Raw genomic sequence first — 13,584 nt, forward strand, 5'->3', positions numbered from 1 at the left:
CGAAGGGCCTACCGGTCGGCCGCGGCCTCGACCCAGTCGCGCACCCGCTCGGTCGAGAGGTCCGTTCGCTCGGCGAGATCGGCCGGGTCGGCCGCTTCGAGGTCCGCGATGGACTCGATGCCCGCCTCGCGAAGTCGGTCGGCGTACGACGGGCCGATTCCCGAGATCGATTCGAGGGTGTCTTCGTCGTTTTCGTCGTCCTCGTCGTCTCCCTCGGCCCCGTTTTCGCTTTCGGCCGCCGCCGTCTCGACGGTGTGCTCCTCGTCGGTGCCCGTCTCGTCGCCCGCGACGTCCTCCGCGAGTGCGGCGTCGGGCTCTTCGGGTTCGGTGACGGATTCGGCCTCGGTATCGGGCTCGTCGTCCTCGACCGTCGAGCGCTCGGCGTACCACTCACAGACGCTCGGCCAGAGTTCGGCATGGGATTTCGAGGAGACCGAGAGGCCGATGTGGCCCGTCGGGAACTCCATGGTGGTCGTGTCGTCGCTCGCGACCAGGTCGTTGAACGGTTTGCTGGCCTCCGGTGGGATCAGGTGGTCGTACTCGCCCATGATCTGCAGGATCGGCATATCGACCTTCGAGAGATCGATGTGTTTCTCACCGAGATACAGCTCGTTTTCGGCGAGCTTGTTCTCCTGATAGATATCGGTGAGGAACTGCTCGTAGGTCTTGCCCGCGACGTCGATCCCGTCGCCGATCCACCGCTCCATGCGCGCGAAGTTCTCGACGAACTCCTCGTTTTCGATGTTGTCGTAGAGCTGGACGTACTTCGTGAGGAAGTTCTGGACGGGATCCATCACCGCAAAGCCGATGTCGAGGAAATCGGCCGGAACGTTCCCGAAGGCGTCGGTGACGGCCTCGGGCGAGTAGTACTCCTCGTCGCCCCACTGTTCGAGGACACCACCCGTACCCGTGAAACAGAGCCCGGCGGCCATCAGCCCGAGGTTTCTGACTTTCTCCGGGTGGAGCGCGGCGTACATGACGCTCATCGTCCCGCCCATACAGTAGCCGAGGAGGTTGATCGACTCCTGCCCGGAGCGTTCACACACCACGTCGACGCAGTTGTCGATGTAGCGATCGACGTAGTCCTCGAGGGTGAGGCTCGCGTCCATCGTCGAGGGCTCGTTCCAGTCGATCATATACACGTCAAAGCCGTTCTCGAGAAGGGTGCGGATGACGCTGCGATCCGGCTGGAGGTCGAGTATATACGGCTTGTTGATCAGCGCATAGGCGATAAGGATCGGGACGTCGTGTTGTTCGTCGGTCTGGGACTCGTAATGGAGGAGTTCGAGCTTGTTCTCCTCGTAGACGACCTCGCTCGGGGTCCCTCCGACCTCGACTTCGGCCATCCGTTCGAGCTGTTCGGGCGCGTCAGTGTTCTTCTCGATGGTTTCGGTCGCCTGCTCCCAGCTCTGACGGTAGAGATCGAATCCCAGCGTGAACGGGTTCGACGTCATTCCTCGTCCTCGAGGTGCTCGATGACGGTGTCGAGTTTGTTCTCGACGGCGTGCTGGCGGCGTTCGAGTTCGATCAGGCGCTCACCGACCTCCTGGACGTCGCTTTTGGTCGCGAATCCGAGGTTGTGCAGGGTCTCGTCGGCCATCTCGTCGATCTCTTGGCGGTAGTCGAGGGCTTCCTCGACGGTCTGTCCGGTGGCCGCGGCGAAGGCCGTGGTGTCGGTGACGTCCTTGAACGCCTCGTTGGCGGCGTTGAGCCAGATGTCGCGGAACTCCTCGGTGGCGACCTCCTCGCCCGAGACCAGATCCATCGAGCGCTCGTAGGCCCGCTGGGAGGCGTCCATCCACGTCGCGTACGCGTTCGCGTAGCCCTCCGCGCCCTCCTCGAACTGCTCGGGGTCGGTCGTCTCCTCGACGGCCTCGACCCACGATTCGACGAACGAGGCCTGGGCCTCGACGTTCTGTTCGAGCGATCGGGCGAACTGATCGTTCATCGACTGCATAAACTCGTTCCACTGCTCGGCACCGGCCATCGGCGTGTTCATCTCTGTCATGGTGTGTACTGGGGGGTCTGGTATCAAAAAGGTACGTAACTTCCTACTGATCGACGGCGTCCTCGGCGGACTCGACGGCGATCTCGGTCTGCTCTTCGGCCTGCTGGCTGGCCTCGACGGCCATCTCCGTCGAGTCGTCGGCCATCGATTCGAGCTGCGAGACGAACTCGTCGTAGGCCTCGGCGTTCTCCTCGGCGAGCTGCTCGAAGGCGTCCCAGGACTGCTCGTGGAGTTCGAGGAAGACCGAGAACTGCTCGTCGATGGTGTCGTGGACCTCGCGAACGCCCATCGCGTCGCCGCCGGCGTCCTCGATGGCCTCGAAGTAGCTGTCGACGGCGCGCTGGGTCGCCTCGACGTTGCGGCGCTGGGTCGACTTCTGCGTATCGAAGGTGCCTCGGAACGCCTCGAAGGCGTCGTGCTGGAGCTTCAGTCCGCGCTTGAACGTCTCGTTGCTCTGGTTGATCATCGTGCGCTGTGCGTCGAACATCGGGGTCATGAGTGTATCAGTCATTGTCTTCACCTGTGTCGAGGGGGATGACGATCGTCTGGACGATATCGCCCTCGTCGATTCCGAGCGCCTCCCGTTCCGCGTCGGGAATGGAGATCCGACCGCCGCTCTGGACGCGCGTCTTGAACGCCGCAGCACCCATGCTCATCGCCGAGAGCTGCGACAGCCCGCCCATGCTTCGACCGCCGGCCGGGTTCATTCCCGAGACCCACTGAGCGAACAGCTGCTGCTGTCGTTTGGCGGCTTCTTCGCTGGCCTCCTGCATCTGATCCGCGAACATCGCGGGCGGCCACCACGCTCCGTCGGCGTCGTTCGTCATCTACTCGGTGAAACGGGCGCCGATCACATAAGTGTTACCTCTCAAAACCATTCTGTGCCATCGAGTGGTTCGTGACACCAGCCAGTGTATGAAACCGGTTCTTCGCGGGTCACGATCCCATCTCTCCCTCCACGAGTAGGACGACCATCGACAGTCCCGAGACACCCACGAGCAACAGTGCGGGGACGGCGGCGTGCTGGAAGTAGGCGGCCTCCTGTGCGCGCCAGATCTGGGTGACGAGCGTCTCGAAGCCCGTCGGCCGCAGGATGAGCGTCACCGCCAGTTCCTTCATCGTCGTCAAGAACACGAGCGCCATTCCGGCGATCACGCCGGGGCGGATCATCGGCAGCGTCACCCGGCGAAACGTCGCCAGCGGGCGGGTGCCGAGCGTACGCGCGGCCTCGAGCAGCGTCGGATCGACCTGGAGGGTCGTCGTCCGGATCGAGCCGATCGCCTGGGGCATGAAACGCACGACGTAGGCGAACACGAGCAGCGGGATGGTCTGGTAGATCGCGGGGGCGTAGCCGGCCCCGAAGTACACCAGTGCCAGTCCCAGAACGACCCCGGGGACGGCGAAGCCGACGTAGGTCGCCCGCTCGAAGACCACAGAGAGCCGCGAGTCGTGGCGGGCGGCAAAGTACGCGACCGGCAGGGCCGCTAGGGCGGCGACCAACGCGGCTGCGGCCGACACCGAGACGGAATTGACGGCGTAGCTCCACTCGAAGGCCATCGAGGGCCGCGTCGGCGCGTCGGTCCTAACGAGCCACAACAGGAGGATCCCGATCGGGACGAGCAGTCCCATCCCGGCGACCAGCGCGGGCAGGGCCATCGCCGGCCACCGCCACGCGCCAAGCGGGACGACGGCCTCGCCCGAGCGCTTGCTCAGATCGCTGTGGACCGTCTCCCCCGACCGGACCCACCACTCGAGGGCCAGTACGACCACGACCACCGCAAGCAGTTGCAAGGAGAGCAGCGCCGCGTAGTCCTGCCCGAAGGAGTTGTATTCGACGTAGATCTCGCGGGTGAACACCGACAGGCGCATGATCGAGGGCGTGCCGAAATCGGAGACCGCATACAACGCCGCCAGCAACCCGCCCGCAGCGATCGCCGGGCGGATGTGGGGCAGAGTCACTCGACGAAACGCCGCCCACCGGCCGTGGTTCAGGGTCCGGGCGGCGTCGACCAGCGACGTATCGAACGACAGCAGGGCGGCGCGGGTCGTCAGGTAGACGTAGGGGTACGTATAGAGCGTGATCACGAGCGTCGCGCCCGGCAGCCCGTAGATCTCCGGCAGGCGCTCGATCCCCAGCGGCGCGAGTACGGTATGAAACTCCCCCTGCGGGCCGAACGCCGAGACGAACGCGAACGCGCCGATGTAGCTCGGGATCACCAGCGGCAAGGCGACGACGACCGACCAGAAGCGCCGGAACGGCAGGTCCGTCCGGACCGTCAGGTAGGCCAGCGGGACACCCAGAAGCACCGAAAACACGGTTACGAGCCCCATCAACAGCAGGCTGTTGGTCAGGACCTCGACGGTCGTCGGTCGCGTGAGCATCCCCCACGCACGGGCGGGGTCGATGTTCGCCGCCCGGACGAACAGCCACGTCAGGGGAAACACCGTGCCCGCGGCGATCGCCCCGCACAGAAGCGCCAGCCCCACCGGTAGTCGATCGGTTCGCGCACCCGTCGTCGTCGAAAGCGATCTCATGACTCTCGTGGTGGCGGGCGTCGGGCGCTGGTCCGGACGCCCGCCGATCGTCCGCCGGTTGCGTTTCGACGGGTATAAGTTTTAGGTTTGCCTAATCCGCTCTCATGGAGCTGACCAGGCGCGACGCGATCGCCGCGCTCGGGGCGCTCGGTGCCGCCGGAGCGCTGACGGTCGGCACCCGCGAGCGGGGGAACGACGACGAGCGCGTTCGCGAGACGTTCGTCGCCGCCAGCGAGGTGGTCTTCCCCACAGAGGTCGAAGGCATCGAGGGATTCGTCGAGACGTTTCTGGACGGACGTCTCGACCGGCCGGCCCACGCCACCGGTCTGCGCCGGACCGTCGCGGAACTCGACGACCGCGCGGCCGACTGGTACGGCGATCGGTTCGCGGCGCTGGCACCCGACGACCGGGATCGACTGCTGCGGGAAGTCGGCGCGGACACTGCAGAGGAGGACCCCGAGGGGACGACCGCGGAGCGGGTGCGCTACTACGTGGTCAACGAACTGCTGCTCGGGCTCTATAGCTCGCCGACGGGGGGAGAGCTGGTTGGGATCGAGAACCCGCAGGGTCACCCCGGCGGGATCGAGAGCTACCGGCGGGGGCCGGGGGAGTGACCGCGCGGACCCCGATCGGGAACGCGGCGGTCTGTGTGATCGGCGCGGGACCGGCCGGGGCGCTGATCGCGGATCGGCTCGCGGACGCGGGTCGGGAGGTGGTGGTGTTGGAGGCCGGCCCGCGCTTCGACCCGGCCGACCGGCTCGAACGCATGGAACGATCGATCCGGCCCGCACACGGCCCGCCGGACGTCTGGGAGACGGGCGGGAATCGGGACGCCTACTCGGACTCCGGGGAGCGACCCTACCCGCTGAATCACGCCCGCGTGAAGGGCGTCGGCGGTACGACGCTGCACTGGCAGGGGATGGTGATGCGGCTGCACGAGGACGACTTTCGCTCGGAAAGCGCCCGCGGGGTCGGGGTCGACTGGCCGATCTCCTACGAGGAGCTCCGACCCCACTACGCCGGGGCGGAATCGGAACTGGGCGTCGCCGGGGCCGACGACAACCCCTTCGGACCGCCTCGCGAGGAGCCGTTTCCCATGCCGGCGTTTCCCCCGTCCTACAGCGACTCGCTGTTCACGTCGGCCTGCGAGGATCTCGAGATCGCGACTCACTCGGTGCCAAACGCCCGCAACTCCGCGCCCTACGACGGCCGGGGCGCCTGCGCGGGTTACGGGACCTGTCAGCCGGTCTGTCCCTCGCGCGCGAAGTACGACGCTACGGTTCACGTCGAGCGTGCCGAAAAGAAGGGTGCGACGGTGATCGACCGCGCGCCCGTCCGCCGGCTCGAACACGACGCCGACCGGATCACGGCCGCACGCTATACGATCCCCGGGGGCGAGACGCACAGACAGGAGGCAGACGCCTTCGTGGTGGCCTGTGGCGGCGTCGAGACGCCCCGGCTGCTGTTGCTCTCGGCTTCACAACAGTATCCCGACGGCCTCGCAAACACCAGCGGTCTCGTCGGCCGGTATTTCACCGAGCACCTCTTTGCGGGTATGGGCGGTACACTGGACGAGCAGACCCGACAGAACCACGTCGGGTTCCTGACGAGCGAGAGCCACCAGTTCTACGACGAGGCCGACGACGAACTCGCCCCGTTCAAACTCGAATTCCTCAACTACGCCGGCCCATCGCCGGTCGAGGAGGCCCTTGCGGGCGACGACTGGGGCGACCCGCTGCTCGAACGGCTGCGCGGGAGCTACGGCACCCACCTCGGCGTTGGCGCGCTGGTCGAACAGCTCCCCAGCGAGGACAGCTACGTCGGACTCGATCCCGATGTGACCGACGACCGCGGCGACCCGGTCCCCGAGATCCACTGGTCGATCGACGAGCGTGCGCTCCGGACGCTCGAACGGGCCAACGACCTCCAGCGTGCGATCCTCGAGGAACTGGACGCGGAGATCACCTGGCGGGTCGGCCCCGAGAACACCGGACCGGCCTTTCACCACATGGGCACGACACGGATGGGGGCCGATCCCGCCGACAGCGTCGTCGACCCGGACCTGCGGACCCACGACCTCTCGAACTGCTGGATCGTCTCCAGTAGCGTCTTCCCCACCGGCGGCGCGCTCAACCCCACACTCACCATCGCGGCGCTTGCGCTGCGGGCCGCCGATCGGATCGACGTGGCGCTGTGAACCGCACTTTAGGCGAACCTAAAAGAATAAGTCCCCCCGGACGAAAGGGCGCTCAATGAGTCAGGTTTCTCGGGGCGGGAACGTGCCGCTCGACCGACCGGGGGCGGAGGCGGCGTCGGCCGAGGAGGGATACACGTTCGAGGACGTCAGCGTCGTGATGGGCACCTACAACGAGGCCGCGGCGATCGGGTCGGTGCTCGCCGATATCGAGCGGGTCACCGACGGGAACGCCGAGGTCGTCTGTGTCGACGGCTCCTCGGATCGCACCCCCGAGATCGCCCGGGAACACGGCGCGCGGGTGATCGAACAGGAGCCCCAAGGCTACGGCGTCGCGGTCCGGGCGGCGATCCTGGCGCCCGACCGACCCGTGGTGGTGACGACCGACTGTGACGACACTTACCCGATGGAGCGACTGCCCGCGTTCCTCGAATCGATCAACGCGGGCTACGACGTCGTCAGCGGCGACCGACTCTACCACGGGGCCGAGGCGATGCCGACGGTCAATCGGCTGGGCAACGCGACCTTCGCGCTGCTGGCGAGCGCCCTGATGGGCCGGCGTGTCCACGACACTACAACAGGGATGCGCGCGTACCGACGCGAGGTCGTCGAGTCCATCGAGTGGACCGAGAATACCGGTCTCTCAGCGGAGCTATTGATCCGGTCACTGATGCGTGGCTACGCAGTCCGGGAGCTGCCCATCGAATACCGCGAGCGCGCGGGCGAGACGAAACTCGACCCGCTCTCGGGCGGCGCGGCCATCGCGAAATCGATCCTGCGGGTCGGCCTCGGGGAACACCTGCGTTAGGCTGGTTCGATCCGTGTCTCGAAGGCGACGCCCTCGCGGTGGGCGTCGGGGGTGTCGGGGAGGTACGTGCCCTCCGATCCACACCGAGTCACGAGCGGACAGACGGTGCGCTCGGGTGGCGCGATCGCCTCGACGCGCTCGCCGTCTCCCCGGACGGCCGTCTCCTGTCGGTACGTCAGCGTCGAGCCGTCGGGCTGAACCAGCGTGATCGACAGCACTACCTCCTCGGTAGCCCCGAGGCCCACGGGCGAGTCGACTGCCCCCAATCGGGCCGCACCCGGTTCGAGCGTCCAGTCCACGACGACCTGCTCGCCGGGGTCTTCGATGCCGTACTCGGCGACCTCGCCGTCGGCCTCCAGGCGGACCGTCGCGCGGTCGACGTTCGCGGGCACGCCGACCGTCGTCTCGCCGGCGAGCGCCTCACCCGAGCGCACCGAGAGCGCCTCGAGTTTTGGGGTGACGCGGTCGTCGGGGTCGGGCGTCCACTCGCCGCGGTAGGCGTATCGGTAGTTGTCACGGTCGGGGTACGCATCGAGCACGGCGAAGTCCTCGGCGGGCTCGCGATCGAGCGCGTAGACGACCTCGCCGTCGAGGCCGGGATCGTTGCGGAGATACTGGAACGGGTGGTTCTGCCACTCGCCGTAGGGAGTCGGCAGGAAGACCAGCGCCCCGTCGAAATCGGTCGCCTCGATCGGTTCGTAGGCGGTCTCGTACTTCTCGGTGTGGGCGGCGTTTCGCTCGATCGGTTCGGCCACCGGTGGGGCGGCCGCGATTCCGGCGAGCGCGAGACCCACGAGAAGCGCGAGCGCGAGCACCGCGCGGGCCACCGACGGGCCACTGAGAGCCCGGACCCGCGTCGCGAACCGTCGCCAGCCGGTGACGATCGCCAGCGCGGCGAAGATCGACAGTGGGGCCAGCAGGTCGAAGTGATAGAGCGGGCCGAACTCCGCGATCAGGCCGTCGGTTGGGTCTTCGAACGTCGCGAGCACGTTGTAGTTGCCCCAGAAAAGGAGGTTCCCGACCGGGATCGAGACGAACAGCCCAACGAGGAGGAGACCGGGGGTTCGGTCCGTGGACACGGACGCCGAGCCGTACCACCGGCGGATCGAGAGCGCCAGCCCACAGACCGCACACGCGGTTCCGAGCGCACCGGCGGTGAACCACCGAGTCAGAAGGTACCACAGCACGTAGCCGTTGGCCTCGGCGGCGAGTGCGGGCGTGTACTCGACGGCGTGTTCGAGGAGCCGTCGCCGACCGAACCCAGGTCCGTCCATCGGCGCGAACGCCGCGTACGGAAAGACGAGCGCCGATCCCGTGAGAGAGGCGTTGTACGCAAGCGTCAGTCCGACGAAGGCCAGCCCACCGCCGGCGGTGAGCGCGTTTCGCACCAGCGGGTCGGGAACCGGGCCGCCCTTGTGCTTGCGAACCGTCGTCACGACCGACCACAGCGCGTGGGCGATGAAGGGCGCGGCGAACAACACGGCGGTGTAGGGCCGGGCGAAAAAGGCCAGCCCGATCGCCACTCCCGCGAGGGCCGCACTCGTCCGGCTTCCCGTCCGGACGCCGGAGAGATAACAGACGGCAAAGAGCAGGTTTAACAGCGTCGTCGGGGCGTATGGCAGGAACACCGACGTGGTCACGAGCGCCATCGGCGCGGCCGCGAAGATCGCCGCGGCCGCGACGCCGACCGACCGGTCGAACGCCATCGCGCCCAGCGCATAGACGCACAACGCGTTGCCAGCCGCGACGGCCGCGAGCGTCACGCGGGGCTCGCCGAACAGCGCCATCGAGGCGGCGTACATCGCTGCGGGCACCGGCGAGTACTTCGGATACAGGGTCCCGCCGTCCTCGACGAAGAACCACGGCCGGAACGCCCCCGATAGCTCGCCGGGGAACAGCCGCAGTTGCTCCTCCAACAGCATCGCGGCCTGCTGGAGGTAGACGCCCTCGTCGTGGTTGATCGAGTGATAGGGGAAGACTCGGGTCGCGATCGCGAACACCGCGACGCCGGCGACGAGTGCGACCAGAAGGGCCGCGATCCGCCGGCGCTCGGGTGGATCCGTCGGGAGGGATCTCACGGCGGCGGGACGATCAGACGTCGGCTCCGGCCTGGCGCATCAGGTCGATCGTCGGTTCGAGGTTCGACAGCTGTGTCAGGTCCAGTTCCGAGGGCGGGTTGAGTTCGTCGATCGTCGGTAGGTCGCCGATCGGCTGGACCTCTGGGTGCAGCGGGTACTCGAAGGTCGTCCGGGCGAAGTAGTCCTGGGCCTCGGCCGACAGCAGGTGCCGAACGAAGTTCGCCGCCAGATCCGCGTCGGCGGCGGCGTCCAACACGGCTCCGCCCGCGACGTTGAAGATCGCGCCGGCGTCGCCCTCGGTGAAGGCCGTATCGATCGGGGCCCCGGGTGAGCCGTCGAGGACGCGCTGGATGTAGTAGTGGTTGGTGAACCCGGCATCGATCTCGCCGTCGGCGATCGCCTGACAGACCGCGAACTCGTCGGGGTAGCTGGCGATGCCGTTCTCGACGACGCTCTCGACCCACTGGCGGGCCCGTTCCTCGCCCTGTAACAGTCGCATCGCGGTGACGAACGCCTGGCAGGAGCCATACGAGGGCGCCCAGCCCAGGTCCGCGCCGAACTCCTCGTAGGCATAGATGTCACTCGGCATCTCCTCGGCCGACAGTGCCTCCGTGTTGTACGGGACCGTCCGGGCGCGCCCCGAGATTCCGATCCAGTCCTCCGTGGCGAACTCCTCGGGAACGACCCCGACCAGGTCCTCGGGAAGCGACTGGGTGCGTCCCTCGTCAGCCAACACGCCGAGCGAACCGGCGTTGACCGAGTAGAAGACGTCCGCCGGGGTGCCCGACCCCTCGCTGAGGATCTGGTTGACCAGGTCTGCGGAGTTACCGTAGCGCACCTCCATCGAGAAGTCCCCGTAGAGGTCGTCGATGTAGTTCACGAGGTCGCCGATGAGGAACTCGTTGCGACCCGAGTACAGCGTCAACTCGCCCTCGAGTGCTGGCATCTCCTCCATGGGGGTGCCGCCGGGCGCGCCCCGACCCTCGCGTCCCGAGCCGATCTGGCCGATGTCGGAGTCCGGGGATCCACCGTCCTCACCCCCGTCGCCGCCACCGCCGAACAGACCCGTACAGCCCGCCGCGCCGGCCGCGCCGACGGCCGCCACGCCGCCCAAAACCGCCCGCCGCCCACCGTCGATCCGGTCTCCGTCGTCCATGGTCTTTAGGCTACCCTAAATTCACTTATATCCGTCGGTCCCGATCAGTTCCCGGCGAGCGCGGCCGGCCGGTCGAGTTCCTCGAGACACGCGAGCCAATCGAGCATGTGTTCGCCGACGTACGTGAGGAACTCGCCGTTCCGATAGGAATCCCATTCGCTCTCGGCGAGGCGCCGCCCCATCGCCTCATAGACCTCGGCGTAGCTCCCAGCGTCGGGGTCCACGCTGTCGACGATCTCCCAGAGGTGTTCGTTGAGTTCCAGGCCCGCGACCTCGTTGTGGAGGTCGTCGAACGTCGAGCGCGGCGCCTTGTTGTGCTCGCACAGCGGCGCGCCGTTGTAGATCTCCGAGTCCAGCAGGTCGCAGGCTCGCTTGAGGAAGACGCCGCTCCAGATGTCGTCGAACCGCCCGACCTCCCACGGGTTGTCGTCCATGGGCAACTGGTAGAACGCGGGGATCACCTCCCGACGGAAGGCGAGGTTCATCGAACAGACGGTAAGGTAGTCGCCCCGCGCGGCGACGAAGTCCGTTCCGAAGTCCTCTGCCGTCGTCCGGGTCCGGGCCTGGCCCTCCAGATCGCCGTCCATCAGGATGCGCACGGCGTCCAGATCCGGCACGTTCGTCCACAGCCCCTGGGAGGCGACCACCCCGTCGACCTCCCGGCGGTCGGTCTCGACGGTCTCGTCCATCGCCGAGTAGGGGTACCCGCGGGGGTACAGCCCGTGCTCGTCGGCGTTCCGATACAGGACGTTCACCCACCGCTTTTTTGAGGAGACGGTCTCGATCTCGCCCTCGAACGCGAGGTTTTCCAGATGGCGCCCGAAGAAATCCCACTCCCCGTGGGGCAGGGTGTCGTCGTCGATGAACACGCCGTACTCGAAGTCGTTGGCCCACATGTACAACAACCCGAAACTCGTCTGGGCGTGGCTCGCTTCCGGCACGAGGTGCTCGTACTCCGCGATCCCCCGCCGCTCGAACCACTCCTCTCGGCGCGTACCGTCGAAGACCTCCCCCGAGACGCCCTCCGCCTCGAGCATTGCGGCCATCGCGCCGGTCTCACAGAAGTCCTCGGTAACGAGCACGACCTGCAAGCGCGAGACGTCGAACCCGTGGACACGGGCGTTTTCGACGTACGCGCGCACGCATTCGTACTCCCTGATCGTCGGCACGATTACGCAGACGTCCTGATCCATGGCTCCGTCTCTTTAGGCTCCCCTAAAAGATTGCCGGTTGGCCCGCGACCCACCTTTAGGAAGACCTAAACGGGAGGGAGTAGTAGGCGAGAAGCGAACGGGCGGACCGGTCGCGGTTCCGCTCGATGGGTGGACCATGGTATCCGAATCAGTACACGCCGACCCGTCGCGAGTCGGGGTCGATCGCGACGACCGGAGTGGCGAGACGGGAACGACCGTCCTCGAACTCGACGGGATCACCAAGCGATACGGCCCCGAGACCGCGGTCTCGGACCTCTCGCTGTCGGTCCGGGACGGCGAATTGCTCACGCTGCTCGGTCCCTCCGGTTGCGGGAAGACGACGACACTGCGGATGATCGCGGGTCTCGAACGTCCCGACGAGGGTGCGATCCGCATCGACGAGGACCCCGTCGCTGGCGAGGAGTTCGTCGACCCGGAGGACCGGGACGTCGGGATCGTCTTCCAGAACTTCGCGCTGTTTCCCCACCTCACCGCCGCCGAGAACGTCGGGTTCGGGCTCGAGAGTTGGGATCGCGAGGCCCGCGAGGCCCGCGTCGCGGAACTGCTCGATCTGGTCGGTCTCGCCGACCACGCCGACAGCACGCCCACTGAACTCTCGGGCGGCCAACAACAGCGCATCGCGCTCGCGCGCTCGCTCGCGCCCGAACCGGAGATCCTCCTGCTCGACGAGCCGTTCTCGAACCTCGACGTCGACCTCAGGGTCGAGATGCGAGAGGAGGTCCGCCGGATCCTCACCGAGACGGGCGTGACCGGGATCTCCGTGACCCACGATCAGGAGGAAGCGATGTCGATCTCGGATCGTGTCGCCGTGATGAGCGAGGGGCGCCTGATGCAGGTCGGCCGTCCCGAGGCGGTCTTCCAGCACCCTGAATCCCGGTTCGTCGCCGGTTTTCTCGGTCACGCGAGCTTCCTCTCGGGGTACGTCACGGACGATCTGGTCGAAACCGAACTCGGAAGCGTCGGTCGCGACCGGATCCACGGACTAGCCCCCGAGTACGACCGGACTAGGATCGACGTGTTGGTGCGGCCGGACGACGTGTTGGTGCGGCCCGCCGACGGCGAGACGGCCGACGGCCGCGTGACCTACCGGCGGTATCTCGGCCCGACGGTGCTCTACCGCGTAGAACTCGACGACGGCGAAGTCGTCGAGGCGATGCACAACCACGCCCAGCAGGTCTCGCTCGACACGCCCGTCACGGTCGATCTCGCGGCGACCCACGAGTTGGCGTGGTTCCCCACCGAAGATCACTGATCGACGTTCTGTCCCCAGAACCCCCCGTATTTCCTGACCTCGACGTCACCCTCGATGTGGGTCTGACAGGCCAGCCTGAGCCCCGAATCGAGGTCGTGGGGCCACTTCGAGAGGCGCTTTCGCTCGGCCTCACTCATCTCGCTTACGGCCCCGTCGACCGCGACCGCACAGGTGCCACAGACCGCCCAGCCACCGCAGTTGGCGTAGTTCGACGCGCCGTTGTGTGGCGATAGTCCCGCTTCGAGCAGGGCCTCCCGGAGTTCTGTTCCCACCGCACACTCGATGCGCTCGCCCTCGTAACTGATCGTGGGCATAGGTCTCATACGACACCGGAGGGCA

General features: G+C 67.0%; 13 protein-coding genes. 4 read left to right on the forward strand and 9 right to left on the reverse strand.

Annotated features, from left to right (window positions below; all coding sequences use genetic code 11):
• Positions 1-8: 8 nt before the first annotated feature.
• The 5 genes from phaC to HACJB3_RS09320 all read right to left on the reverse strand — a co-directional run bounded on the left by phaC (position 9) and on the right by HACJB3_RS09320 (position 4,543).
• Positions 9-1,454: a class III poly(R)-hydroxyalkanoic acid synthase subunit PhaC gene (phaC, locus tag HACJB3_RS09300; RefSeq protein WP_008417222.1), complete on the reverse strand. Its 1,446-nt coding sequence runs from the start codon at positions 1,452-1,454 to the stop codon at positions 9-11.
• Entirely contained in the window at positions 1,451-2,008 is a 558-nt protein-coding gene (locus HACJB3_RS09305) for a poly(R)-hydroxyalkanoic acid synthase subunit PhaE (protein ID WP_013199478.1), read from the reverse strand. Before HACJB3_RS09305 ends, phaC begins: the two co-directional genes overlap by 4 nt.
• A 43-nt stretch (positions 2,009-2,051) precedes the next feature.
• The gene (locus HACJB3_RS09310; protein ID WP_008417220.1) at positions 2,052-2,519 is read right to left on the reverse strand and encodes a hypothetical protein; all 468 of its coding nucleotides are present in this window, start codon (positions 2,517-2,519) and stop codon (positions 2,052-2,054) included.
• Positions 2,512-2,835: an AbrB/MazE/SpoVT family DNA-binding domain-containing protein gene (locus HACJB3_RS09315; RefSeq protein WP_008417219.1), complete on the reverse strand. Its 324-nt coding sequence runs from the start codon at positions 2,833-2,835 to the stop codon at positions 2,512-2,514. Before HACJB3_RS09315 ends, HACJB3_RS09310 begins: the two co-directional genes overlap by 8 nt.
• A 109-nt stretch (positions 2,836-2,944) precedes the next feature.
• Positions 2,945-4,543, reverse strand: coding sequence for an ABC transporter permease (locus tag HACJB3_RS09320; RefSeq protein ID WP_008417218.1), 1,599 nt, complete (start codon positions 4,541-4,543; stop codon positions 2,945-2,947).
• 104 nt (positions 4,544-4,647) lie between these two features.
• On the opposite strand from HACJB3_RS09320, the gene HACJB3_RS09325 reads away from it, so the two are divergent.
• The 3 genes from HACJB3_RS09325 to HACJB3_RS09335 all read left to right on the forward strand — a co-directional run bounded on the left by HACJB3_RS09325 (position 4,648) and on the right by HACJB3_RS09335 (position 7,545).
• The gene (locus HACJB3_RS09325; RefSeq protein ID WP_008417217.1) at positions 4,648-5,157 is read left to right on the forward strand and encodes a gluconate 2-dehydrogenase subunit 3 family protein; all 510 of its coding nucleotides are present in this window, start codon (positions 4,648-4,650) and stop codon (positions 5,155-5,157) included.
• Positions 5,154-6,740: a GMC family oxidoreductase gene (locus HACJB3_RS09330; RefSeq protein WP_008417216.1), complete on the forward strand. Its 1,587-nt coding sequence runs from the start codon at positions 5,154-5,156 to the stop codon at positions 6,738-6,740. Before HACJB3_RS09325 ends, HACJB3_RS09330 begins: the two co-directional genes overlap by 4 nt.
• A gap of 157 nt (positions 6,741-6,897) precedes the next feature.
• Positions 6,898-7,545: a dolichyl-phosphate hexose transferase gene (locus tag HACJB3_RS09335; protein WP_202946624.1), complete on the forward strand. Its 648-nt coding sequence runs from the start codon at positions 6,898-6,900 to the stop codon at positions 7,543-7,545.
• On the opposite strand, the gene HACJB3_RS09340 is transcribed toward HACJB3_RS09335, so the two are convergent.
• Genes HACJB3_RS09340 through HACJB3_RS09350 form a run of 3 tightly spaced genes read right to left on the reverse strand, consistent with a single transcriptional unit; the run spans position 7,542 to position 11,972 of the window.
• The gene (locus tag HACJB3_RS09340; RefSeq protein WP_008417214.1) at positions 7,542-9,623 is read right to left on the reverse strand and encodes an ArnT family glycosyltransferase; all 2,082 of its coding nucleotides are present in this window, start codon (positions 9,621-9,623) and stop codon (positions 7,542-7,544) included. The two genes, HACJB3_RS09335 and HACJB3_RS09340, sit on opposite strands and share 4 nt — an antisense overlap.
• Before the next feature lie 13 nt (positions 9,624-9,636).
• A complete protein-coding gene (locus HACJB3_RS09345; RefSeq protein WP_008417212.1) occupies positions 9,637-10,779 on the reverse strand; it encodes an extracellular solute-binding protein in 1,143 nt (380 codons plus the stop codon).
• Between the two features lie 44 nt (positions 10,780-10,823).
• Complete coding sequence (locus HACJB3_RS09350; RefSeq protein WP_008417211.1) at positions 10,824-11,972, reverse strand: hypothetical protein; 1,149 nt, start codon at positions 11,970-11,972, stop codon at positions 10,824-10,826.
• 136 nt (positions 11,973-12,108) lie between these two features.
• Here HACJB3_RS09350 and HACJB3_RS09355 point away from each other — a divergent pair, with 136 nt between their 5' ends.
• On the forward strand, positions 12,109-13,245 hold the full coding sequence (locus HACJB3_RS09355) for an ABC transporter ATP-binding protein (RefSeq protein WP_008417210.1): 1,137 nt from the start codon (positions 12,109-12,111) through the stop codon (positions 13,243-13,245).
• On the opposite strand, the gene HACJB3_RS09360 is transcribed toward HACJB3_RS09355, so the two are convergent.
• Positions 13,239-13,559 (reverse strand): 2Fe-2S iron-sulfur cluster-binding protein, encoded by a 321-nt coding sequence (locus HACJB3_RS09360; RefSeq protein ID WP_008417209.1) that lies wholly within the window; start codon positions 13,557-13,559, stop codon positions 13,239-13,241. The genes HACJB3_RS09355 and HACJB3_RS09360 overlap by 7 nt on opposite strands.
• Positions 13,560-13,584 lie beyond the last annotated feature (25 nt).

The organism is Halalkalicoccus jeotgali B3 (assembly GCF_000196895.1).
In the GTDB taxonomy this organism is placed as follows: Archaea; Halobacteriota; Halobacteria; order Halobacteriales; family Halalkalicoccaceae; genus Halalkalicoccus; species Halalkalicoccus jeotgali.

Excerpts from the sequence above, each read along its gene's own strand:
- phaC (WP_008417222.1), bottom strand. The coding sequence starts at position 1,454 with ATGACGTCGAACCCGTTCACGCTGGGATTCGATCTCTACCGTCAGAGC.
- HACJB3_RS09305 (WP_013199478.1), bottom strand. The coding sequence starts at position 2,008 with ATGACAGAGATGAACACGCCGATGGCCGGTGCCGAGCAGTGGAACGAG.
- HACJB3_RS09310 (WP_008417220.1), bottom strand. The coding sequence starts at position 2,519 with ATGACTGATACACTCATGACCCCGATGTTCGACGCACAGCGCACGATG.
- HACJB3_RS09315 (WP_008417219.1), bottom strand. The coding sequence starts at position 2,835 with ATGACGAACGACGCCGACGGAGCGTGGTGGCCGCCCGCGATGTTCGCG.
- HACJB3_RS09320 (WP_008417218.1), bottom strand. The coding sequence starts at position 4,543 with ATGAGATCGCTTTCGACGACGACGGGTGCGCGAACCGATCGACTACCG.
- HACJB3_RS09325 (WP_008417217.1), top strand. The coding sequence starts at position 4,648 with ATGGAGCTGACCAGGCGCGACGCGATCGCCGCGCTCGGGGCGCTCGGT.
- HACJB3_RS09335 (WP_202946624.1), top strand. The coding sequence starts at position 6,898 with ATGGGCACCTACAACGAGGCCGCGGCGATCGGGTCGGTGCTCGCCGAT.
- HACJB3_RS09345 (WP_008417212.1), bottom strand. The coding sequence starts at position 10,779 with ATGGACGACGGAGACCGGATCGACGGTGGGCGGCGGGCGGTTTTGGGC.
- HACJB3_RS09350 (WP_008417211.1), bottom strand. The coding sequence starts at position 11,972 with ATGGATCAGGACGTCTGCGTAATCGTGCCGACGATCAGGGAGTACGAA.
- HACJB3_RS09355 (WP_008417210.1), top strand. The coding sequence starts at position 12,109 with ATGGTATCCGAATCAGTACACGCCGACCCGTCGCGAGTCGGGGTCGAT.
- HACJB3_RS09360 (WP_008417209.1), bottom strand. The coding sequence starts at position 13,559 with ATGCCCACGATCAGTTACGAGGGCGAGCGCATCGAGTGTGCGGTGGGA.